Below are 22,042 nucleotides of genomic sequence, written 5' to 3'. Positions count from 1 at the left end.
ATCCTTCGCCCGTCCTGGCGAAGCCGCCTGCTCGGACGAAATAAAACCACCATGCGGCGGAGGGCGGTCATCGGAAATGCCCGACCAGTTCCACGCCGGCGGCGCATATGCAGCAAAGCTCGCAAAGAATCAAGTCACAACCTCTTCATTGCGCGATTTCACCGCAGTTTGGCTAAACTTGCGAAGTCATAGCACAGGACGCCGACAAGACAATCCGTCACTATACGGAAAGCAGACATGTCTTTGTGAATTATTCAAATACGATCGATGGCGCCGCGCGCTGCGGTGCGCCTGCCACTTGCTTCCAGACATTGGCTGCGATCTCGCGATAAATATTCGCAACCACCCCATTTGGCTCGGCAGCGACGAGCGGCGTGCCGGCATCCGAAGTTTCGCGGATGCCCATGGTCAGAGGCACCTCCCCCAGGAAAGGCACGCCGATGCGTTCTGCCTCCTTGCGGGCGCCACCATGGCCAAAGATATCGTAGCGCGCACCGGTATCCGGCGCGATGAAATAGCTCATGTTCTCGACAATGCCGAGGACAGGAACCTCGACCTTGCGGAACATGTTCAGGCCCTTGCGCGCATCGATCAAGGCCAGATCCTGCGGCGTAGACACGATAACGGCACCGGCAAGCGGCACCTGCTGCGCCATGGTGAGCTGCACGTCCCCGGTGCCGGGCGGCATGTCCACCACGAGCACGTCAAGCTCGCCCCAGGCGACCTCGCGCAGCATCTGCAGCAGAGCGGACTGCACCATCGGCCCGCGCCAGATCATCGCCGTTTCCTCTTCGACGAGGAAGCCCATCGACATGACCTTGAGGCCGTAGTTCTCCATGGGATTGATGATGCGCCCATCGATCTGGGTGGGCCGTCCGGAAATCTTCAGGAGGCGCGGCATCGAAGGACCGTAGATATCGGCATCCAGGATGCCGACCTTCAGGCCGTTGGCAAGCAGCCCCAGCGCCAGATTGACCGCCGTCGTCGATTTGCCGACACCGCCCTTGCCCGAGGCGACCGCGATGATGGCCTTGACGCCCGGAACACCGATCTTGGCGGCGCGGGGCGGCTGTTGCGGCGCGTGCTGATGAGGATGCGAATGGGAATGGCCTCGCGGGGCAGCTTGCGCAGGCGCGGCCCGGGGCGCCGGAGCGCCAGCCTTCTTGTCGGCCGTCAGCGCGACCAGGGCGCCTTTGACACCGGGCATATCCTTGACGACACGCTCGGCGGCAAGACGCATCGGCTCCAGATCCTTGGCGCGCTCGGCGGGTACGGTGATGGAGAAATAGACCTTACCATCGGAGATGAAGACATCCGACACCATGCCGAGTTCGACGATGTTGTGCTCCAGGTCCGGGCCGCGAACCGTCTTCAACGTTTCCAGCACCTGTTCCTTGGTGATGTCTGCCATTTCATCCTCACTGCAGAATCCTTTTCGGCAGCGCCGCAGGGAGCGCACGCTTTCCGAAATCATTCTGGCTTAGATAGTAGAGAGGCGGGACTTCGCCAAACGAAATTCGGAACGCCGTCGATAAAATGCGTCTTCGTTGCGGCCGGCAGGTCCGCCGGGTCCATAAAGAACCCTTACCAGCCGCAACGCGCTCCCAATTCGGGAAGACATGATCGCGGGCCGAGATAGAACACTCGTCTGAAAGGAATAGGGCAAAGGCGCGAAAATCGTCCCACAAGCGCGCCCGAAATTGCTAAGCGTGTTAAATAAGCAACAACCGCCGCCGACCCCCTCGCCGGGAGAAGCTATGGCGACGGGGCATCGGCGACGGTCGTTTGATCCGCGCACGTTTCATCGGCGCTGTTATCAAAGTCCCCTCTGGACCTCTGTCTTTTTATAAGCAGGAAGCGTGCCAGTTTTCAGAAAACCAGGGAAATAACGGTATTTCAATTTGTTAGTCGCTGTCCGCCTGGATCGGCATGATCGATCATCGCCATAGGGTTCGTCATATTTTATTCGCAGCGCACAAAATTCATTCACACGCTGCTCGAATCTCGATCATCACGTGGAGACGACAACGTCATTATTTGATCAATCCAACGCGCAAAGCCTTGGCGACGGCCTGAGTGCGGTTGACGGTGTCAAGCTTCTTGGTGGCGCGGTTGAGGTAGTGATTGACCGTATGTTCGGACAGAGACAGGATTTCGGCGATCTCGGCGCTGGTCTTTCCGGCCGCTGTCCAGTTCAGGCAATCGATCTCCCGGTCGGTCAGGGCATCGACGACGCGAACATCGAGATTGCGGATTTCCGCAAGCCGGTCATAGACGTGAACTGCTATATAGAAAAGGTCCTTGACCTCCTCCATCGAAAAGAGCTCGCGATCGCCAGCCAAACAAACCGCGCCGCGAAGACCGGAGGCATCGTGCGTCGGGAAATAGACGAAGCGCGTCATGCGGAAACGTTCGAACAGAGCCACCACGAGCTGCGACTTGCTCTCCTCGCGATTGGGGCTTGTTGTCACCTCATAAAGAAAGGGCAGCGTGGAGCCGCGCAGACGCTGCAGCGGGGGGCTGGTCGACAACAGGTTTTCCTGATCGTAGATCGACAGCAGCTCTGCCGGCCAATTGTTGATGACTGAATTGCTCTGCAGGTCCGAGGACGTAATAGGCGGCAGATTGAGCACCATGAAGGCCCGGCAACGATAGGCCTCCGTCAGGCCCTTCATGAAACGGAACACATCGAACTGCGTCTTAAGCCTGCTGATTTCCTCGATAAAGTCCTCGCCACGAGGGGACATGCCCGCCTGTATCAATGCCGCCATCATCAGTCTTCTTTATGTAAAAGAGGAAGAAAATACGAAACTTCCGTCTCTTGTCCCTCACGATTATCGTACGGCAGCCGGTCTCAGCCGCTCGGCAAAATATAAGTTTTCCAAAATCACGACTGCATCAACGCCCGTTACTATTATGTCCGCCCAACACCTCGCCAAATCCTGTATGGTTCCAATAATCACTTGCGGATAATGGCAGTTCTTCCGCATATCTCAACAGTAAAATTCAAGATAAACGAGCAATTTCGCTAAGATCAGGCACCGACAGCATTAAATCCGCGAGTTTCCGACAGCCGTTGCGCGAAATTTATGGAGTCAGCGCTTAGGCCCCATGCGGTTGCGCATGTCCGTCATGATCGAATCAGCAGCAGCAACCACCAAAGGCGCCCATGCCTTCAACTTTTCCAGTGTGACGCGATAGGCCGGGCCGGTCACCGAGACGCCGGCCAGCATATGCCCATCGTCGGAACGGATCGGGGCGGCAACGCAGCAAATGCCGCTTTCATGCTCCTCGAGATCGAAGGCATAGCCTCGCTTCCTGATTTCCGAAACATCGAAAAGCAGCTCCGAGACATTGCGAAGCGTATGCTCGGTATAAGGGCGATATTCGAGGCATGAGATTCTCGCATCCAGCTCGGCATCGTCGAGCGCGGAAAGCGCCGCCTTGCCTACACCGGTACAATAGGCCGGAGATGCATTGCCGACCTGCGAATACATGCGTACGGATTGGCGACCCTCGACCTTGTCGAGATAGATGACCTCCGTGCCACGCAGGACGCCAAGATGGACGGTTTCGCCGGTCACCTCCTGCAGGCGGTGCAGATGTGGCTCAGCAACCGCGCGAAACTCGTTGCGCGCCCAGCTGCGCGAGGCAAGCGTCAAGAGCCGCAATCCAATCAGATAACGACCATCGCGGTCGACCTCCAGCAGCCCTTCCTCGACAAGGTGCGACAATTGGCGATGCAATGTGCCGCGCGGCTGATCGGAGAGCGAAAGGATGTCGGTAAAGCGCATCGGGCCATCGGCGAGCGCGACAAGATCGAGCAGGGAGACGAGCTTTCCCAGCGTTCCGGTTTCCCGGTCGCGATGCCCTTTATTTTTTCCACCCTCTGAACCCAGATCCACGTTCATTCATTTATCTCTGGCAGAGCCGCACTATCCTTGACACCGCGCAAGGGTAGATCGATAATTCCATATAGTCAAATTATGTTCCGAATAATGGAACTTTCGATTGATCCGGGAGGAGACATTTGGTGGATACTCAGGCGCAATTTCCCGATCTGAAAGATCGCACCGTCCTCATCACCGGCGGCGGCTCCGGCATCGGCGCAAGCCTTGTGGAGGCCTTTGCCAATCAGGGCGCAAAGGTTGCCTTCATCGATATCATCGAAGAAGCGAGCAAGGCACTGGCGGCCAAGCTTTCGACGCAATCCGCCCATCCTGTTTCCTTCTATCACGCTGACCTGCGTGATATCGGCGCGATCAAAAGCGCGATTGCTGCGGTTGAGTCCGATCTCGGGGCGATCCGTGTCCTCGTCAACAATGCAGCCTGGGACGACCGGCACGATATCGACACCACGACCGAAGAATACTGGGACAACAATCAGGCAATCAACCTGAAGCAGGTCTTCTTCGTCTCGCAGGCGGCTGCACCCGGCATGCGCGCCGCCGGCGGCGGGGCCATCATCAATTTCTCCTCGATCGTCTTCAAGATGAACCCGCCGCTGCTGTCCTCCTACGCGACCGCGAAGTCCGGTATCATCGGGTTGACCAAGAGCTTTGCCGGGCGCTTCGGTCCCGAGAACATCCGCGTCAATGCCGTCCTGCCGGGAATGATCGTCACCAAGCGACAGCTCGACCTCTGGCTGACCGAAGAGGGCATGGCGAAGACGATAGACCGGCAATGCCTGAAGCGCGTGCTGAGCGCCGACGATCTGGTCGGGCCGGTGCTCTTCCTGGCTTCGGACTGCTCCGGCGCCATGACCGGACAAGCTATCACCGTCGACGGCGGTATTTTCTAATCTCAAGAGTTCTGACGTAAGACTTGGAGCATTTCTCATGACGAAACCCGCATATGTCGCGGTGGACTGGGGCACCAGCAGTTTCCGGCTGTGGCTGATCGGCGAAGACGGCAGCATACTGGCAGAGCGCCGCAGCGGCGAAGGCATGACCACGGCGGCCCAGATCGGCTTTGCCAAGGTCTTGCAATCGCATCTCGATGCCATATCCGCACCGGACGCCCTTCCCGTCATCGTCTGCGGCATGGCCGGAGCGCGCCAGGGCTGGGTGGAAGCCGGATATATCGACACGCCGACCTCACTTGCCGCCATCCTGACAGGCGCCGTTTCCGTGCCCGGACAATCCCGCGACGTGCGCATCCTGCCGGGTCTCGCACAGCGCAGCCAGCAGATGCCCGATGTCATGCGCGGCGAGGAAACGCAGCTGCTCGGCGCGATTGCCGCCGATGCGAAGGGCGAACAGCTCGTGTGCATGCCGGGAACGCATTCGAAATGGGTGCGCGTGCTGGATGGCCAGGTGACAGGTTTTTCCACCTTCATGACGGGCGAGCTTTTCGACGTCATTACCAAGCACAGCATCCTGTCGCATGCCGTTGCCGGCGCTGCGGACATGCCGCCCGACACGAAGGCGTTCGAGGCTGCCCTCAAGACGGCCCTCGACAAGCCGGCCCTCGTCACCAACCTGCTGTTCACGGCCCGCTCCGGCCAGCTCCTGAACGGGCTTACGGCCGCCGGCGCCCAGGCACTGATCTCGAGCACCCTGATCGGTGCGGAAATCGCCGGCGCGCTCGATTCGGCGGGGCAGAATGCGGCCATCACGCTGGTCGCTTCCGGCCGCCTCCAGGCTCTCTATGAAGACGCCTTCCGCACCCTTTCCCTCAATTACAAGACCATCGATGCCGATGCCGCCGTCCGTCGCGGACTGTCCGCTGCGGCCGAAGCGATCTGGTTCAAGAAAGAAAGCAAAAGCTGATGACGACCCGCATTCCCTTCCCGCCCATGAAGCGCCCGCTCATTGCCATTCTTCGCGGCATCAAGCCGGAGGAGACGGCCGATATCGTCGGCACGCTGATCGAGACAGGTTTCACGGCAATCGAAATTCCGCTGAATTCGCCGGAACCGTTCCGCTCTATCGAGATCGCCGCCAAGATGGCGCCTGCGGATTGCCTGATCGGCGCAGGCACGGTGCTGACGGTGGAAGACGTCGACCGGCTGGATGGCGCCGGCGGCAAGCTCTTGGTGACACCGAATGTCGAGCCCACGGTCATCAGCCGCGCCCGCGACAAGGGCATGGTGACGATGCCCGGCGTCTTCACCGCCACGGAAGCGCTTTCGGCCGCCCGCGCCGGTGCCACCGGTCTCAAATTCTTCCCCGCCGGCGTGCTCGGCGCCTCCGGTATCACAGCCATTCGCGCCGTCTTGCCGCCCGAGCTCGTCATTGCGGCGGTCGGCGGCGTTTCGGACAAGAATTTCGCCGATTACACCAAGGCCGGCGTGCTCGCCTTCGGCCTCGGCACCAGTCTTTACAAGCCGGGAATGACGGCTGCAGAGGTTGCCGAACGCGCCAAGGTCACCATTTACGCCTATGATGCAGCCGTAGGAGCCTGATCTATGACCGATATTCATGATTTCCAGGGCAATATTCTCTGCAACACGTCCTCCGTCCTGGGAGAAGGCCCGACCTACGACCCCGATACAGACACCGTATGGTGGTTCAACATCCTCGGCAAGGAACTGCACGAACTGCACCTGCCGACCGGAAAGAAACAGGTTCACGAGCTGCCGATGATGGCAAGCGTGCTGGCTCGCGTCGATGCGGAGCGGCAGATGATCGCCACCGAGCAGGGACTGTTCCTGCGCGATATCGCAACCGGCGAATTGAGCTTCTATACGGCCATTGAAGCAGACAAGCCTGAAAACCGTTCCAATGACGGGCGCACGCATGTTTCCGGATCGCTCTGGATCGGCACCATGGGCAAGCGCGCCGAGATGCAGGCAGGCGCGATCTATCATGTCGCCGGCGGCAAGGTTACGAAGATCTTCGACCAGATCAGCATTCCGAATTCCATCTGCTTTTCTCCCGATGGCACGATCGGCTATTTCACCGATACCCGCGTCAGTCAGCTGATGCGCGTGCTCGTCGACCCCGAGACGGGACTCCCGACCGGCGAGCCGATCGTCATGGTCGACAGCATGGAAGATCCTGGCGGCCTTGATGGTTCGGTCTGCGACGCGGACGGCTATATCTGGAATGCGCGCTGGGGTTCCGGCTTCGTCGACAAATACAGCCCGGACGGCCTGCGCATCGAGCGCTATCGCGTGCCCGCCATGCAGCCCTCCTGCCCCGCCTTCATCGGCAAGAATGCGGACCGGCTGGCCGTGACGACCGCCTGGGAAGGCTTGGATGAGGAAGCGCGCTCCATGCAGCCGCAGGCGGGTGCTCTTCTGGAACTCGGCCTGACGGTGAAGGGCGTTTTCGACCCTCCATACAAGCTTTGATTGAAATCCCTCCTCAGCCGTTCGATGCGGAAGAGGAGATTACTTCTATGATCGATGCGATATCCAGCTTTTCCGGCTTGCGAAAAAACCGCGATCCGCATCGATCCATTCTCTAATTCGGCCAATCCCCAGGTTGTTTCTCAAAACGTCGACCCGCTGTTTTCATGCTATATTCCGTCCGTTTTCAACTTCCGCCTGTTGGCTTCTGCAACTTTTGACGGAACCAAAACCTCACTAATCCATTTGCCCTTATGACCGGTACGATGAAGGCCGGCAAACGGAGGTTTCACCGCGCTGGTCAGCATGCGCGCCCGATAAAGCATGCCCATCGGAATGAAAGGTAGGTTCACGATGACTGGGAAACTCTTCACTTCTGTCGCTGCAGGCGCAATCTTCGCCACGGCCTCGGTACTTTCGCCGATGGCGTTCGCTCAAGCGCAACAACCGTCGAACGGGGGAGCCGGCAATACCGGCAACAATGCGCCAATGACGCAATCCGCCCCGGCGACACCGGATGCCACAAAGCCGAGTAACCCGACGCCGCAAACCAAGGCTCAGGCACCCGCACCGTCGCCAGGCGCCGAACAGGCCGGCGGCTATATGACCACGCAGTCGGCCGATCAGATCAGTGCCAGGACCTATATGGGTCAGTCTGTCTATAACGGCCAGAATGAAAGCATTGGCAGCATCAACGACCTGATCCTGCAGAAGCAGGGCGGTGTTATCGCCGCGGTCGTCGGCGTCGGCGGTTTCCTTGGCCTCGGCCAGAAAAACGTCGCCGTACCGTTCGACAAGATCAACGCCACGCAGAATCCGCAGGACGGCACCGTCAAGCTCACGACGACCGAAACGGCCGACTCGCTGAAGGCTGCCCCAGAATTCAAGACCCTGTCGATGCAGGCTTCCGAAAAGGCGGCTCAATCGTCCGGTACGTCGACAATGCCGGCCACCGACAACACCACGACTTCGTCGACCACCAACAAGTAACTATCGACAAAGGTTGGACGAAATACAGAAGCGGCGGCCTTATGGGCCGCCGTTTTCTTTGACCATCTTTCACCCTGCTTTTTAGGATTAGGCAATTTCGCGTTCGTGGCTGAGATCGAAATAATGGGTCTGCAGGTAGCGAAGCGTCGCAGCGCTATCGACCGGCTTTCCAAAATAGTAGCCCTGCCCCATGGCGCAGCCCAGTGCCTTCAGCTTCGCCGCTTCAGCATGGTCCTCGATACCTTCCGCGACCACACGCAGGTCAAGCCCTTCGCACATGGCAAGAACAGCCTTGATGATGTGCTCGGAGGCCCTGTCCGAATTCATGCGCGAGACGAAGGCCCGATCGATCTTGACCTTATCGAAGATGAATTCGCGCAAGCGTCCAAGGCTGGACTGACCGGTGCCGAAATCATCGAGAGAGATGCGCACGCCGACCGCTCGAAGATCGGCGATGATGCGATGGGCGGTATCGGCCGAGCTCATGACGGCCGTTTCCGTGATTTCAAGTTCGAGGCGGTGCGGGTCCAGACCGGCGCGTGTCAGGATGGCGAGAATGCTGCTGCTGGTGCCGGGATCCATCAGCTGCGCCGAGGAGAGATTGAAGGACAGAAACAGTTCGCGCGGCCACGAGAGCGCCGCCTCCGCCGCTTTTCGCAGCAGCGTTTCGGATAGCGCATCGATAAAGCCTCGTTCCTCGGCAAGCGGCACGAAGACAGCCGGTGAGACAAAGCCGAGATCCGGATCGTTCCAACGCGCCAGGGCCTCGAAACCGAGAACCATGTTGTTGGCAAGCGAGACGATCGGCTGGAAATGCACATCGATGGAGTCGGAAATGATGGCGTTGCGCAGCGCCTGCTCCAGCTGCGTCGCACGCTTCATCTCCTGCGCAATCTCTCTGGAATAGACGGTGATCTGGCCGCGGCCGCGACGCTTGGAGCGATAGAGCGCCGTATCCGCATTTTTCAGGAGATCGTCGAATTCTTCTCCGGCGAAAGGATGAATGGCAAAGCCGAAGGATGCGGAAAGGCGGACATTGCGATCGCCAAGATCATAGGGCGCTGACAGCACTTCGCGGATCATCTGCCCGAATTTCTCGGCGCCGACGCGTTCGAAGACAAGCGGCAGTACAAAGGCGAATTCATCGCCGTCGTGACGCGTCACCAGTGCGCCGTCGGGTATGCAGGCCTTCAGACGGTGAGCAACCTGGCAGAGGATCTCATCGCCCGCGTCGACGCCGAACAGGTCATTGATCGGCTTGAAGGCATCGAGATTGACGATGCCGATCGTAAAGGGTGCAGGATCGCCGGCACGCTCAAGCGAAAGCGCGCGCGCACGCTCGCGCATGCGATGGCGATTGCCCAACCCGGTGAGCGGATCGGTATAAGCGATTGCCTGCGGCTGCTGATTGACTGGCCCCGGCAGCATCTCAGTCGATTTCATATTTGGTTCCGGCCTTTTCTCCACCCGGGGGAAGAGCATGCCGAGGAAGTCTTAACAAAGGATGCCAAGATGACAGTCATTCGGCGTCGGCGATAAGTTGCCGTCGGGGGTGATATCATTGTAACATTTATCTATTTTGCGCCTTCAGGGCACCGCGCATATGCTTCTGAAATACCGTTTCGATGATATCGGGACTAACCGGTTTCAGGATGACGTCGTCCATGCCGACATCGGCGCACTCCTTGCGGTCGCGCTCGAAAGCCTGCGTCAGAACACCGATGATCGGCGTATAGGAGCCGGTACCCTTTTCCGCGCCGCGGATCAGCCGGGTGGATTCAAAGCCGTTCAGTCCCGGCAACGAAATGTCCATCAGGATCAGTTCCGGACGATGCTCCTGCCACAGGCGCACCGCCTCGTCACCACTTGCGGCGATCACATAGCTGTATCCCAAGCCCTCGAGGATCTGCGAGAAGACGATCTGGTTGATATCATTGTCTTCAGCGACCAGAATCTGCGCCCGGCGCTCCTCGCCGGTCGCACGCCGCCATTCGGGCGCGAGCCCCGGCTCCATGCTCTCGCCAGGCTCGCCACGGATGTTGCGATTGAAATGGCGCGCGATCAGGAAGGCAAGCTCGGTTGCCAGCTGCGATCCGTTCAGCGACAACGCGGCTAGGTTCTGCCGCTCGGCCAGCTCAATTCCGCGCTTGCCGAGCTGGTTGTCGACGATGACCAGATCGATCTTGACGCCATGCGCGCTTGCCACGTCCAGAAATGCCGCCTCTTCATTCTCGTTGTGCACGACGCAGGCTTCGAAGCCGTATTTCTCGAGCGTCTTCAGAGCCGCCGTTTCGGCAGCGAAATCCGGCGTCACGACGAGCACCTTGCGGCCGCTGAAATTCTCCGGAACGAAGGTCTCCATCGCCGCCGGACGGCGCGAAATGGTCTGTAGCGCGACCATCGGAACATAGGCGCGGCGATAGGAGCGATCGCCGTTTTCCCGAATGCTCGACGCGAGCGCGAACTCGTCGAAGTCGCCGCCATCCTTGGGCAGGTCCTGCATGGTGCAGACCAGGAAATAGCGGCCCGGCTTGCCGATGCGCTGCTTGCGGGTGACGATGTCGCGCTCGACACCGTCGCGGGCGATCTGACGCTGCCGCGAGATCGACATTTCACCGGTCTCGATCACATGCCGATCGCTCTCATAGAAGCGATTGGCAAGGTCGGTGGAAAAGATATCGATGCTCTTGCGACCGCGCACTTCGTCAGCCGCCGTCTGGTACTTGTCGCAGAACGCCCGGTTGACTGCGACGTAGACGAGATTCTGGTCCTTGACGAAAACCGGAAAGGGCAAGTTGTCGAGAATATCCTCGGTCAGCTGCACGCGCTCCATGTCGACGCGCCATTGATCTTCGCGTTTCCTGGCTTCGGAAACATCGGAAATGATGCAGAAGCCGATGCCCGAGGATAGTCGTCGGTTGAGGATGCGCACCCAGCGGTCGTCGGCAAAATGCTCGGTGGTCTCGTAGCGTTCACGCCAATGGGTGGCTATGCGCTGCGATATCCAATCGTCGCGGCTCGCAGCTGTTTTGGTCTGATGCCGCTGATAGGCTACTCCAGTATCGAAGACGGCGCCTAGAAAATCGCGCAGCCGCGTGGAAGGTTGCAGGAAATCAGGCGTGATTGGGAAGAAGTTCAGAACCTGACGGCTGGCAAACAGCAAGAGGTCGTTCTTGTCGTAGGCGAAAAAGGCGCTGGAAAGACCATCGCAAAAGGCATCGAAGAACATCGTCTGCAGACTGCCGCCGAAAGGGGCATCAGCCGTCATCATTGCCAAAGCTGCCTTTTCAGTCTCGGCAGTCATTCGTCGGATTCCTACGCTCAACCAGTTTCACAACACGGCAAATCGACAGGGCGGCATTCGCTCTGCAAGGCAAGTTCATGGGAGTTGCATGCTGGCCTTGGCACTTGAAGCAGATGGCACCTGGCTCCATTTTGACTGATGGCCACCAACCTGCCATCGAGAGCCGTCAGCATGCACGAAACGCGCCACCTGCGGTCATTTCAAGTTCTGTCTCCGCAACCTGTCATCATTCCCTTAAACATTGATTAAATTTCTTAACAAAGTCCCCATGTAAACGGGTGGATCAAGGCCGTAAAATCGCCTTTCCTCTTCCCTCGCCGCCGCGAATCCACGAGAATGCAGCCATGGCCATCAAGCAACTTTCCGAGACCCTGATCAATCAGATCGCCGCCGGCGAAGTCATCGAACGCCCGGCGAGCGCCGCCAAGGAACTGATCGAAAACGCGCTCGATGCCGGTGCAACCCGCATCGAGATCGCGACCGCTGGCGGCGGCAAGGCTCTGCTAAGGGTGACCGATAACGGCTCGGGCATGGAGGAAACCGACCTCGAACTCGCGGTACGGCGCCACTGCACCTCGAAGATTTCCGATACGCTGGAAGACATTCGCACCCTCGGTTTTCGCGGCGAGGCCTTGCCCTCCATCGGCTCGGTGGCGAAGCTTTCGATCGCAAGCCGCAGAGTGGGTGCGGCCGGCGGCGCCGAGATCGCGGTTGCAGGCGGCAAGGTTCTGCATCTGCGCCCGGTGGCCGCCAATCCGGGCACGATCGTCGAGGTACGCGACCTGTTTTTTGCGACGCCGGCGCGCCTGAAATTCCTGAAGACCGAAAAGGCGGAGGCGGCCGCGATCACCGAAGTCGTCAAGCGCATGGCAATTGCCTTTCCGCGCGTGCGCTTCGTTCTGTCGGGCACCGACCGCTCGACGCTGGAATTTCCCGCGACGGGCGATGATCATCTCGCCCGCATGGCACAGATACTGGGTGCCGATTTCAAGGACAATGCTATCGCGCTCGATGCCGTGCGTGAGGATGTGAGCCTTACCGGTTTTGCCGGCGTGCCGACCTTCAACCGCGGCAACTCCGCGCATCAATATGCTTTCGTCAATGGCCGGCCGGTGCAGGACAAGCTGATCCTCTCGGCGATCCGCGGCGCCTATGCCGAAACCATCCCCGCCGGACGTTATCCTGTCGCGGTCCTTTCCCTGCGGCTCGATCCGGCGCTGGTCGACGTCAACGTACATCCGGCGAAATCCGACGTGCGCTTCCGCGATCCAGGGCTGGTGCGCGGCCTGATCGTCGGCGCCGTGCGCGAAGCGCTGGCGCGCGAGGGCGACCGCGCGGCTACCACCGGCGCAGACGGCATGTTGCGCGCCTTCACCGCCGGACGATCCGCCTTTCAGCAGGGTTGGCGACCCTCGCCAGCGCCGACCCCTTGGACGGCCGAAACGTCGCCATCCCGTCCCTACGAAAGAGCGGCGGCAGCGGCAGGCTACGGATTTGCCGAAAGACCGCAGGCTGCCTTCGACGGCCTTGCCATGCCGACCGCACGTGCCGAAGTCGCCCCGCCGCTGCAATCAGCACGTGCCGAGGAACCCGCTCGCTTTCCGCTGGGTGCTGCCCGGGCTCAGCTGCATGAAAATTATATCGTCGCCCAGACGGAAAACGGCCTTGTCATAGTCGATCAGCATGCGGCGCATGAGCGGCTGGTGTTCGAGGCCATGCGTAAGGCGCTGCATTCGAAGCGGCTGTCCTCGCAGGTACTGCTGATTCCGGAAATCGTCGACCTGCCCGAAGAAGATTGCGACCGGTTGATGGTATTTGCTGAAGAACTCGGCGAACTCGGGCTCGCGATCGAACGCTTCGGCCCCGGCGCAGTCGCCGTACGGGAGACGCCGGCGATGCTCGGCGAAGTCGATGCGCAGGGCCTGATCCGACAGCTGGCCGACGAGATCGCCGAATGGGATACAGCCTCTGGCCTTGCCGCCAAGCTGGAATACGTGGCCGCGACCATGGCCTGCCACGGTTCGGTGCGATCCGGCCGGCGCCTGCGCCCGGAAGAGATGAATGCGCTTTTGCGCCAGATGGAGGCAACGCCAGGCTCCGGGCAGTGCAATCACGGCAGGCCGACCTATATAGAGTTGAAGCTTACAGACATCGAACGACTGTTCGGGCGCAGCTAACCTCAGCCATTTCCAAAAGGAACTTTTCCGGGAAATAGTCTGGAAAAGTCGCGTCTGCTGCGTAATTTTAAAGTGTCACAGCGACCTTTGCGCGTCATATTTGACGTGCGGCGCTGTAGTGCGGTATGGCAAATAGATGACAGAGATCAAGGACGGCATCAGATGAATCTTTTCGAAGGACATGGAAACCGCGAGGCGAAAGTTCGCTATCTCGACGGCGATTTCCAGATCCTGATGCCGGGCTCCTATGTCGTCTGCGCCATGACTGGCAAACATATCGCTCTCGATGAGCTGCGCTACTGGAGCGTTGCCCGGCAGGAACCCTATGCCGATGTCATCACCTCGCTCGAGGCCGAAAAGCGCGCTGGCGCCCTTCCCAATCAAAAGCGCTGACTTTTCGCCGCTGAATAGTCAGACCTGTTTTAAGCCGCCTTGCTGCCGCGCTTTTCCTTCAAGCGTCGCTCGCGCGCGGCGGCAATAGCCCTGTCGATGATCAGCGCCGGCGCTTGCGGATCGGCAAAGACCATGTCGATCTCGACCACCCTGCAGCGCTGCAGCAATTCCTCGGTGCGGCCATGATGGCCAATGAGGCGGACATAATCTTTCGAGGTTGTGACGATCTCGAGCCCTTCGCGCGAGGCGATGTCGAGCATGTCGGAGACGTCGTCTTCGCCAGGATGTTCGTGATCTCCGAAGCTGCGCCGGACGGCGATCTCAGCCCCTAGCGTCTCCACTGTGCGGAAGAACTTGGCGGGATCGGCGATGCCGGCGAAGGCAAGTACCTTGCGGCCGCGCATATCCTCCTGCCCGCGCACCCTGACGCTTGCGGAAAAGAAGGGCTTCCCCGCCCTTGCCGCAAGGCGAACGACGCGATCGGCGGCAGTACCCTCGCCGACTTTCAGCAGGCCGGATGCAAAGAGGAGTTGCGTGCGCAGCGGCGCGCGCACAGGACCGCCTGGAACGAGGTGCCCGTTGCCGATACCTCTGCCGGCATCGATCACCACAAGGGCATAGTCGATGGCGAGCTGCGCGCTCTGGAAACCGTCATCCATGATGATGATGTCGGCGCCCTCGCGCACCAGCCTTTCCGCGCCATCGGCCCGACGACGGGCAATGACCGTCAGCGCCTCGCGGGCAAGCAGCAGCGGCTCGTCGCCAACAGCCGTGGCATGATGGTGCGAGGGATCAACGATCGTGGTGACATCGAGCGAGCCGCCATAACCGCGGCTCAGGAAACCAGGCTTCAGCCCCTTCGCCTTCACCGCCTGGGCAAGTGCAAGCGCCGTCGGCGTCTTGCCGGCGCCGCCAACCGTGAAATTACCGACGCAGATAACAGGCACCGGCACGGAAGCCCGTTTGCCATTCACCATGCGATGCCCGGCGATACGGCCATACAGGAACGAAAAGGGTAAGAGCCCCCAGGCACGCCAATCCGGCTTTCGCCACCAGAAAGGTGGGGCTTCCGATACCATGCGTCTAATCCAGCCCTATTCTTGTGCCCGCGACAAAGCGGCAAGAAAGGCCAGATTGCGTGAAAAAGCAAGCCATTGCCAGGATCAGGCCGATTGTGCCACAGGCAGGAGCAGGCTTTCCAGCTCGGTAATGTCGTTGAGGCAATAGTCCGATGCCGCCGTCAGCGTTTCGCGCGAGCCGGTGCCCGTCAACACGCCGACGGTCAGGCCCACACCGGCATTGCGGCCCATGTGGAGATCATGATTATTGTCGCCGACGACGGCGACCTGTGCCGGCGAAAGGCCGGTCGCGGCGTAAAAGCCGAGTACCATTCCCGGCTCCGGCTTGGTGCCGAAGCCGCTGTCGTAGCCGGCGATATAATCGACATAGTCGATGAAGCCGAAGCGGCGCGCCGTCTGGCGGATGGAGCGCTCATTATCGCTGGAGGCAACGCCGAGTTTGTAGCCGCGCTCATGCAGGCGCCGGAAGAAGGCGGCGAGATCTGTCACGGGCGAAGAGAAATCGGCTGCATGTGCAAAAAGCGCGTCGAGTTTTTCCACCAGCTCCGCGACATCCACTTTCGAGCCGGCGGCCACCAGGCCCTCGGAAATCTGCCTGGTATTGCCGGCGGCAAGCAGGCTGTCGGGCACAATGTGACCGGAAATCGGGTCCATGCCGCAGGCGGAGAGAAGGTGATCGGCGAGGATAGGATCGTCTTGAGCAGCGATGCGTGCGAGCTCACGATTGACCGGCAGCCAGCTCTGGTCATAGTCGAGCAACGTGCCGTCCTTGTCAAAAAGAATGCCCGCAATCGCTCCCAGCTTGGCCGCTGTCATGCCCTTCCCTTCTTATCCGTTCGCCATCGTCTTCGGCATCAGCCGTGCCTTGACCGAAAGCGGATTGATATAAGGCTCCAGCCCCTTCACCGTTGCTGCCAGTGCACCACGCATTTCATGCACGGCTGCGAAGCCGGCATCGATCATGCTGCGTCGTGCCGTGTCGTTGGTGAGCAAATAATGGACGCCCCGCGCCAGCATCTCGGTATCGCGCACCATGCGGGCGCTGCCGCGGCGGGCGAGCAGCTGATAGGAATCGCGGAAATTCTGGACATGACCGCCGGTCAGGATCGCGCAACCGAGCATGGCCGGCTCAAGCGGATTCTGGCCTCCTTCATTGAACAGCGACTTGCCCATGAAGGCGACTTCGGTCATCCGCAGATAAAGCCCCATCTCGCCGATGGTATCGCCAAGGAAGACATCGACATCGGACGAAAGGATATCGTTGCGAGTGCGGCGCGCCACTTTGAGACCCTGTTCAGCGAGCATAGCCTCGATCGCGTCGCTGCGCTCGGGATGGCGCGGCACGATGATGGTAAGCTGGCCGTTATGCTCCTTGAGCATCGAATGGACGGAGGCTGCAGCACCCTCCTCGCCCTCGAAAGTGGAGACCGCGGCCCAGGTCTTGCGGTCGCCGATCTGCTTCATGTAGCCGGCGAGCGTCGGTGCATCATATGACGGTGCATCCGTATCCACTTTGAGATTGCCCGATTTCAGAACCTGCAAAGCGCCGAGATCGCGGAAGCGTTCGGCATCGAGGTCGGACTGGGCCACGACCAGGGCCAGATTTTCAAACAACGCCTCGGCAAGCGAGAGATGCCGGCTCCAGCGTTCAAAGGATCGATCCGACATGCGGGCGTTGACGAGGATCTGCGGAATGCGCTTGCGGCCAAGCTCCATGATCGTCGTCGGCCAGATCTCGGATTCGGCAAAAATGGCGCAATCGGGCTGCCAGTAGTCGAGGAAGCGCTTGATGGCGGGCTTGAGATCGAGCGGCACGTATTGATGGATGACCTCTTCGCCAAGACGTTGCTGTGCAACCTTGGCCGAGGTCATCGTGCCCGTCGTCAGGATAACGTGAATGTCGCGGCGACGGATCTCGCGGATCAACGGAATGACGGCCGAGGTTTCCCCCACGCTCGCGGCATGGAACCAGATCAACGGCCCCTGCGGGCGGTTGGCGCTCGCATAACCCGAGCGCTCCAGTTTGCGGGAACTATCTTCCTTGCCCTTGGCCGCGCGAACCGCGAGATAAGGCCCGATGAATGGATAGACTGCGATTCCGCCAAAGCGATAGGCGCTCAAGGCAAGACGCGCCCTGAGGCTACTCATTTCGTTCGCCTCCTATCCCAGCTGATCACCATCAATGCCAAATCCCGATTATCAACCGGCCGAATAAACAGCCGAATTTTCGTTCTTATTGTGTCAAAGATACTGCTTCATGACCGGATTTAAAGCGACGGGGCTGTACCGGATAGAGATATCAAATGCAAAATTCGGTGCGAGGCGCTTAGGATGCCGCTTTTTCCTGCGGATCGAGCAAACGATGCAGGTGGACAATGAAATAACGCATATGGGCATTGTCAACGGTCTGCTGCGCCTTGGACTTCCATGCCACCAGCGCGCTCGCATAGTCGGGATACATGCCGACGATATCGAGCTCGTTGAGATTGCGGAACTGGACCTCTTCGAGGTTTTCCAATTCACCGCCGAAGACAAGGTGCAGGAGCTGCTTTTTGCCGCTGGTATCAGTCATTTTCGTCTCTTTCTACTGTCGTCCCCCTCCGTCCTTCATCTGCGGGATTTTGACGGAAAGGTCAACCGTCTCGTCGGTTCGATAGTTGACGAAGAAACTCCGGTAATTGCGCTGCCGATGCACCGCAAAGCTCGTCATGCGATACTTCGGCGCGATTGTAGCTGAGGGCATTGCCCGAAAGGTCCACGAGCGCGCCGCCGGCCCGCTCCAGAATAAGATCGGCGGCGGCCAGATCCCAGTCATGCGAGTTGCGCTTGACGATCGTTCCTTCGAGGCGCCCGTCCGCCACCATGGCGAGGCGATAGGCGAGCGACGGCACGTGCTTCACCCGCTCGACCGTCTTGCGGAAATCCGGATCGACGCCCTTCAGCATATCCTCGCCGGTCGCCAGCCGATGGATGTCATCACCGACTCTCTGAGACACGCGGATCGGCTTGCCGTTCTTCAGGGCCTCCCCACCAGCCGTCGCCACGAAGAGCTCGTCAAGCGCTGGCGCGTAGAGCACGCCCGCCACAGGCCGCCCATCGGTGACGACGGCGACGCTGACGCACCAAAGATCCAGGCCCGCAAGAAATCCCCTGGTGCCGTCGATGGGGTCGACGACGAAGACGGTCGCGTGCTTCAGACGCTCGGCATCGTCGTCGGTTTCCTCGGAAAGCCAACCATAGTCCGGGCGCGCCGAGCGCAATGTGACGGCAAGGCTTTCGTTCGCCGCAAAATCGGCAGCACTGACCGGGGACTGGCCGTTGTTCTTCCACCAGACCTCTGGCGATTGCCGGAAGAAACCGAGAGCGATCTTGCCCGCCTCGAGCGCGGCACCCACGATCAGGTTCACGTCGCTCAATTGGCCGGCCTTGCTATCGATCATTGATTAATTCCAATCTCCGCTCGTTTCTCAGCGGCCTGCCAGCGTTATGCCCTCAATGGCAAGCGTCGGAGCAGCGATGCCGAAATCGCGGTCGATGTCGTTTGCCGGCGTCACGCGCATGAACATGTCCTTCAGGTTGGAGGCGATCGTCACCTCTGAAACCGGGAAGGTCAATTCGCCGTTCTCGATCCAGAAACCGGTGGCGCCGCGGCTGTACTCGCCTGTTATCATGTTGACGCCCTGGCCGATCAACTCGGTAACATAGAAGCCGGTTCCGACGTTGCGGATCAGGTCCTCCGGCGAAATATCGCCCGGCTCCAGCGCCAGGTTGGTGGACGCGGGTGATACGGACGTACCGCCGCGCACGCCGCGGCCGTTGGTCTTCAGTCCGCCGCCGATTTCCCGCGCGGTTGCCGTGGACAGGAACCAGGACTGCAGCACGCCGTCCTCGATCATGACGAGCCGCTTGCCCGATACGCCCTCGCCGTCGAAGGGGCGCGAGGATGGGCCACGCACGATCAGCGGATCGTCCGTGATCGAGAGGCCCGATTTCAGCACCTGCTGGCCCATCTTGTCGCGCAGGAAGCTGGTCTTGCGGGCGACGGAAGCGCCATTGATCGCGCCGGCAATATGGCCGACGAAGCCGCGGGCGACGCGCGGGTCGAAAACGACGGTGACGTTCTTGCCCGTCGGAACCTGGCGCGGATTGAGCCGTTTGACGACTCGTTCGCCGGCGCGGCGGCCGATCTCCTCGGCCGCATCAAGATCGGCGAAATAAAGGCGGCTGTCGAAATCATAGTCGCGCTCCATGCCGGTGCCTTCGCCAGCAATGACGCTGACCGAGCGCCCGAAGCGCGAGCCCATATAGTGGCCGGCAAAACCATGTGAGGTGACGAGCACGAGGCCGCCCATGCCGGCCGAAGCGCCGGCACCGGAGGAGTTGGTGACGCCAGGAACAGCGAGTGCCGCAGCTTCGGTCGCAAGGGCCGCTTCACGCAGCTGCTCCGTGGAGACCTCGGTCGGATCGAACAGTTCGAGATCGGGATAGCTCTTGGCGAGGTCCGCTTCGTCAGCGAGGCAGGCAAAGGGATCTTCCGGAGAAACCTTGGCCATGGCGACCGCGCGTTCGGCAAGAGCGTTGAGATCGAAGCCGGGATTGGCCGAAACGCTCGCCACGCGATTGCCGACGAAGACCCTCAGCGAGAAGTCGTCGCTCTCGGAGGATTCCGTGCCTTCGACCTTGCCGAGACGGACGCTGACGGAATGGGCTCTCGACCGCACCACGACGGCATCGGCGGCATCCGCACCGGCTTTCCGGGCGAGGTCGATCAACTGGCTGGCACGGGAAAGCAGAGTGGCGGAATCGATTTCAGAGGTCATGACTTGGCCTTTCCTTCGCGTTCCATTTATTGTGCACTACATAAAGCATCAAGGGCGGCAAAGCCGATTCTTGTTCTAATCCCTTCACGCATGGTTGTTTATCATGACCAAGCGTCGCAACACCGCCTGCCCCACCGAAAGAAACAGACGATGTCCGCCCCCAATACGCTTTTCACTGAAACCCTGCTGCTGCTCGGCGGTGCCGTCGTCACGGCGCCTATCTTCAAGAAACTGGGGCTTGGCACCGTGCTCGGCTATCTCGCCGCCGGCGTTGTGATCGGGCCGATTCTCCACAGCATCAGCGACAGCGAGGCCGTGCTGGCCGTGGCCGAACTCGGCGTCGTCTTCCTGCTCTTCATCATCGGCCTGGAACTGAAGCCGTCCCGCCTCTGGCAGATGCGCCGGGATATTTTCGGCCTCGGCACGGCACAGGTGGTTCTCAGCGGACTTGCGCTGATGGTGGCCGCCTATTTCGGGGGCATTGCCGGCTGGAAGGGCAGCATCATCATCGGTTTCGGCCTGGCGCTTTCCTCGACCGCCTTCGCGATGCAGATCCTCGAACAGCAGGGCGACGTCAACACGAAATACGGCCAGCGCTCCTTCTCGATGCTGCTGCTGCAGGATCTTGCCATCGTGCCGCTGCTGGCGCTGATCACCGTTCTCGGCGGCGTGCAGGAAACCGCCAATCCACTGCCAAGTCTCGCCATTGCCATCGGCGCAGTGGCAGCGATGATCATCGCAGGGCGCTATCTGCTGACGCCGCTGTTTCAGGTGATCGCACGCACCGGCGCACGGGAAGCGATGATTGCCGCCGCCCTATTCGTCGTCATGGGATCGGCAACGCTGATGCAGCTTGCCGGCCTCTCCATGGCGATGGGTGCCTTCCTCTCCGGTGTGATGCTGGCCGAATCCTCCTATCGGCATGAGCTGGAAGCAGATATCGAGCCCTTCCGCGGCGTATTGCTCGCCATTTTCTTCATCGCAGTCGGCCTATCGCTGAAACTCGACGTCATCCTCGACAACTGGGTGATGATCGTGCTCGCCGTCCCGGTAATGATGGTCATCAAGGCGGTCGTGATCTATGCGCTCTGCCGGGTCGCAGGCTCGCCGCACAATGATGCCGTCCGTATCGCGGGGCTGCTGCCGCAAGGCGGCGAATTCGGTTTCGTGCTCTTCAGCGCGGCCAGCGCCAACGGCAATCTTTTCTCGGCGAACACGGCATCGATGCTGATCGCCATCGTGACGCTGTCGATGGCGCTGACACCGCTCAGTTCCGCGCTGGCGAAACGGCTTGTGAAGGGCGATACGCAGGAAGAACTGGACGAGGATTTCGAGGGCGCCGGTTCCGATGTGCTGATGATCGGCTTTTCGCGTTTCGGCCAGATTGCCGCACAGATCCTGCTTGCCAGCGGCCGCGACGTGACCGTGATCGATTTCTCCGCCGACCGCATCCGCCAGGCATCGAGCTTCGGCTTCCGGATCTATTTCGGCGACGGCACTCGCAAGGACGTACTGCGCGCGGCCGGCATTGACCGCGCCAAGATCGTCGTCGTCAGCACGCATCTGCGCGAGGTGACGGACAAGATCGTCGAACTTGTGCAGACGGACTATCCGCATGCGCGCCTTTTCGTCCGCTCTTATGATCGTATTCACTCGATCGAGCTGCGTCACAAAGGCGTGGATTATGAGCTGCGCGAGACGCTGGAATCCGGCCTGCTCTTCGGCCGCCGCACCCTGGAAGCACTTGGCGTCAGCGAAGCCGAGGCCTATGAAATCGGCGAGGATATCCGCAAGCGCGACGAGCAAAGGCTCGTACTACAGGTGAGCGAGGGCCTGCAGGCCGGGACAGACATGCTCTATTCGCGCCCGGTCAAGCCCGAACCGCTGGTCAAGCCGAAGCGTGCCGCCGACACTTACAGCGACGCCGACGATCTGGTGGCATTGCCACAAGAAGAGCCGGAGCGGGTTTAGTCGCTTCGTTTGCA

Annotated in this window: 19 protein-coding genes; 8 read left to right on the top strand and 11 right to left on the bottom strand. The window is 60.2% G+C overall.

The genetic code is table 11. The annotated features are described in order from the left end of the window. Positions 1-250: 250 nt before the first annotated feature. The 3 genes from apbC to AC13QY_RS21695 all read right to left on the bottom strand — a co-directional run bounded on the left by apbC (position 251) and on the right by AC13QY_RS21695 (position 3,911). Positions 251-1,411, bottom strand: coding sequence for an iron-sulfur cluster carrier protein ApbC (apbC, locus tag AC13QY_RS21705; protein WP_113353855.1), 1,161 nt, complete (start codon positions 1,409-1,411; stop codon positions 251-253). Between the two features lie 622 nt (positions 1,412-2,033). Next, complete coding sequence (locus tag AC13QY_RS21700; RefSeq protein ID WP_442966469.1) at positions 2,034-2,774, bottom strand: helix-turn-helix transcriptional regulator; 741 nt, start codon at positions 2,772-2,774, stop codon at positions 2,034-2,036. A 321-nt stretch (positions 2,775-3,095) separates the two neighbouring features. Continuing rightward, positions 3,096-3,911: an IclR family transcriptional regulator gene (locus AC13QY_RS21695; RefSeq protein WP_113330973.1), complete on the bottom strand. Its 816-nt coding sequence runs from the start codon at positions 3,909-3,911 to the stop codon at positions 3,096-3,098. Between the two features lie 119 nt (positions 3,912-4,030). Here AC13QY_RS21695 and AC13QY_RS21690 point away from each other — a divergent pair, with 119 nt between their 5' ends. From AC13QY_RS21690 to AC13QY_RS21670, 5 genes are all read left to right on the top strand, one after another. Then, positions 4,031-4,801 (top strand): SDR family NAD(P)-dependent oxidoreductase, encoded by a 771-nt coding sequence (locus AC13QY_RS21690; protein WP_113353854.1) that lies wholly within the window; start codon positions 4,031-4,033, stop codon positions 4,799-4,801. 37 nt (positions 4,802-4,838) lie between these two features. Further along, entirely contained in the window at positions 4,839-5,771 is a 933-nt protein-coding gene (locus AC13QY_RS21685) for a 2-dehydro-3-deoxygalactonokinase (protein WP_113353853.1), read from the top strand. Beyond that, positions 5,771-6,406, top strand: a complete 636-nt coding sequence (locus AC13QY_RS21680) for a 2-dehydro-3-deoxy-6-phosphogalactonate aldolase (protein WP_113353852.1) — start codon at positions 5,771-5,773, stop codon at positions 6,404-6,406. The genes AC13QY_RS21685 and AC13QY_RS21680 overlap by 1 nt, the downstream gene beginning before the upstream one ends. Before the next feature lie 3 nt (positions 6,407-6,409). Continuing rightward, complete coding sequence (locus tag AC13QY_RS21675) at positions 6,410-7,297, top strand: SMP-30/gluconolactonase/LRE family protein (protein WP_113353851.1); 888 nt, start codon at positions 6,410-6,412, stop codon at positions 7,295-7,297. Between the two features lie 351 nt (positions 7,298-7,648). Continuing rightward, a complete protein-coding gene (locus AC13QY_RS21670; protein ID WP_113330968.1) occupies positions 7,649-8,284 on the top strand; it encodes a PRC-barrel domain-containing protein in 636 nt (211 codons plus the stop codon). Positions 8,285-8,371: 87 nt separating this feature from the next. Here the strand turns inward: AC13QY_RS21670 and AC13QY_RS21665 are convergent, their stop codons facing one another. Both AC13QY_RS21665 and AC13QY_RS21660 read right to left on the bottom strand, forming a co-directional pair. Then, positions 8,372-9,727, bottom strand: coding sequence for a putative bifunctional diguanylate cyclase/phosphodiesterase (locus AC13QY_RS21665; RefSeq protein ID WP_113330967.1), 1,356 nt, complete (start codon positions 9,725-9,727; stop codon positions 8,372-8,374). Positions 9,728-9,854: 127 nt separating this feature from the next. Beyond that, positions 9,855-11,588, bottom strand: coding sequence for a response regulator (locus tag AC13QY_RS21660; RefSeq protein WP_113353850.1), 1,734 nt, complete (start codon positions 11,586-11,588; stop codon positions 9,855-9,857). A gap of 344 nt (positions 11,589-11,932) precedes the next feature. On the opposite strand from AC13QY_RS21660, the gene mutL reads away from it, so the two are divergent. Both mutL and AC13QY_RS21650 read left to right on the top strand, forming a co-directional pair. Continuing rightward, the gene (gene mutL / locus AC13QY_RS21655) at positions 11,933-13,765 is read left to right on the top strand and encodes a DNA mismatch repair endonuclease MutL (protein ID WP_113390230.1); all 1,833 of its coding nucleotides are present in this window, start codon (positions 11,933-11,935) and stop codon (positions 13,763-13,765) included. Between the two features lie 162 nt (positions 13,766-13,927). Continuing rightward, positions 13,928-14,158, top strand: coding sequence for a DUF2093 domain-containing protein (locus tag AC13QY_RS21650; RefSeq protein ID WP_069612411.1), 231 nt, complete (start codon positions 13,928-13,930; stop codon positions 14,156-14,158). A gap of 29 nt (positions 14,159-14,187) precedes the next feature. On the opposite strand, the gene lpxK is transcribed toward AC13QY_RS21650, so the two are convergent. From lpxK to AC13QY_RS21620, 6 genes are all read right to left on the bottom strand, one after another. Then, the gene (gene lpxK, locus AC13QY_RS21645) at positions 14,188-15,237 is read right to left on the bottom strand and encodes a tetraacyldisaccharide 4'-kinase (protein ID WP_113390231.1); all 1,050 of its coding nucleotides are present in this window, start codon (positions 15,235-15,237) and stop codon (positions 14,188-14,190) included. Between the two features lie 84 nt (positions 15,238-15,321). Continuing rightward, entirely contained in the window at positions 15,322-16,053 is a 732-nt protein-coding gene (locus AC13QY_RS21640) for an HAD family hydrolase (protein WP_113353848.1), read from the bottom strand. A 12-nt stretch (positions 16,054-16,065) separates the two neighbouring features. Then, positions 16,066-17,385, bottom strand: a complete 1,320-nt coding sequence (gene waaA / locus AC13QY_RS21635; protein WP_113330962.1) for a lipid IV(A) 3-deoxy-D-manno-octulosonic acid transferase — start codon at positions 17,383-17,385, stop codon at positions 16,066-16,068. A 178-nt stretch (positions 17,386-17,563) separates the two neighbouring features. Then, complete coding sequence (locus AC13QY_RS21630) at positions 17,564-17,809, bottom strand: DUF4170 domain-containing protein (RefSeq protein ID WP_015338950.1); 246 nt, start codon at positions 17,807-17,809, stop codon at positions 17,564-17,566. Between the two features lie 61 nt (positions 17,810-17,870). Continuing rightward, a complete protein-coding gene (locus AC13QY_RS21625) occupies positions 17,871-18,677 on the bottom strand; it encodes a 3'(2'),5'-bisphosphate nucleotidase CysQ (protein WP_113390232.1) in 807 nt (268 codons plus the stop codon). Positions 18,678-18,704: 27 nt separating this feature from the next. Beyond that, the gene (locus AC13QY_RS21620; RefSeq protein ID WP_113330960.1) at positions 18,705-20,057 is read right to left on the bottom strand and encodes a TldD/PmbA family protein; all 1,353 of its coding nucleotides are present in this window, start codon (positions 20,055-20,057) and stop codon (positions 18,705-18,707) included. Between the two features lie 150 nt (positions 20,058-20,207). Here AC13QY_RS21620 and AC13QY_RS21615 point away from each other — a divergent pair, with 150 nt between their 5' ends. Continuing rightward, the gene (locus tag AC13QY_RS21615) at positions 20,208-22,028 is read left to right on the top strand and encodes a monovalent cation:proton antiporter-2 (CPA2) family protein (RefSeq protein ID WP_488493921.1); all 1,821 of its coding nucleotides are present in this window, start codon (positions 20,208-20,210) and stop codon (positions 22,026-22,028) included. Positions 22,029-22,042: the final 14 nt, after the last annotated feature.

The sequence above is a fragment of the Martinezella sp. CNPSo 3795 genome, assembly GCF_057784475.1.
Note: the sequence above shows the minus strand (reverse complement) of the source record. Positions and strands in the feature narration are given on the sequence as shown.

Excerpts from the sequence above, each read along its gene's own strand:
- apbC (WP_113353855.1), bottom strand. The coding sequence starts at position 1,411 with ATGGCAGACATCACCAAGGAACAGGTGCTGGAAACGTTGAAGACGGTT.
- AC13QY_RS21700 (WP_442966469.1), bottom strand. The coding sequence starts at position 2,774 with ATGATGGCGGCATTGATACAGGCGGGCATGTCCCCTCGTGGCGAGGAC.
- AC13QY_RS21695 (WP_113330973.1), bottom strand. The coding sequence starts at position 3,911 with ATGAACGTGGATCTGGGTTCAGAGGGTGGAAAAAATAAAGGGCATCGC.
- AC13QY_RS21685 (WP_113353853.1), top strand. The coding sequence starts at position 4,839 with ATGACGAAACCCGCATATGTCGCGGTGGACTGGGGCACCAGCAGTTTC.
- AC13QY_RS21680 (WP_113353852.1), top strand. The coding sequence starts at position 5,771 with ATGACGACCCGCATTCCCTTCCCGCCCATGAAGCGCCCGCTCATTGCC.
- AC13QY_RS21675 (WP_113353851.1), top strand. The coding sequence starts at position 6,410 with ATGACCGATATTCATGATTTCCAGGGCAATATTCTCTGCAACACGTCC.
- AC13QY_RS21670 (WP_113330968.1), top strand. The coding sequence starts at position 7,649 with ATGACTGGGAAACTCTTCACTTCTGTCGCTGCAGGCGCAATCTTCGCC.
- AC13QY_RS21665 (WP_113330967.1), bottom strand. The coding sequence starts at position 9,727 with ATGAAATCGACTGAGATGCTGCCGGGGCCAGTCAATCAGCAGCCGCAG.
- AC13QY_RS21660 (WP_113353850.1), bottom strand. The coding sequence starts at position 11,588 with ATGACTGCCGAGACTGAAAAGGCAGCTTTGGCAATGATGACGGCTGAT.
- mutL (WP_113390230.1), top strand. The coding sequence starts at position 11,933 with ATGGCCATCAAGCAACTTTCCGAGACCCTGATCAATCAGATCGCCGCC.
- AC13QY_RS21650 (WP_069612411.1), top strand. The coding sequence starts at position 13,928 with ATGAATCTTTTCGAAGGACATGGAAACCGCGAGGCGAAAGTTCGCTAT.
- lpxK (WP_113390231.1), bottom strand. The coding sequence starts at position 15,237 with ATGGTATCGGAAGCCCCACCTTTCTGGTGGCGAAAGCCGGATTGGCGT.
- AC13QY_RS21640 (WP_113353848.1), bottom strand. The coding sequence starts at position 16,053 with ATGACAGCGGCCAAGCTGGGAGCGATTGCGGGCATTCTTTTTGACAAG.
- waaA (WP_113330962.1), bottom strand. The coding sequence starts at position 17,385 with ATGAGTAGCCTCAGGGCGCGTCTTGCCTTGAGCGCCTATCGCTTTGGC.
- AC13QY_RS21630 (WP_015338950.1), bottom strand. The coding sequence starts at position 17,809 with ATGACTGATACCAGCGGCAAAAAGCAGCTCCTGCACCTTGTCTTCGGC.
- AC13QY_RS21625 (WP_113390232.1), bottom strand. The coding sequence starts at position 18,677 with ATGATCGATAGCAAGGCCGGCCAATTGAGCGACGTGAACCTGATCGTG.
- AC13QY_RS21620 (WP_113330960.1), bottom strand. The coding sequence starts at position 20,057 with ATGACCTCTGAAATCGATTCCGCCACTCTGCTTTCCCGTGCCAGCCAG.
- AC13QY_RS21615 (WP_488493921.1), top strand. The coding sequence starts at position 20,208 with ATGTCCGCCCCCAATACGCTTTTCACTGAAACCCTGCTGCTGCTCGGC.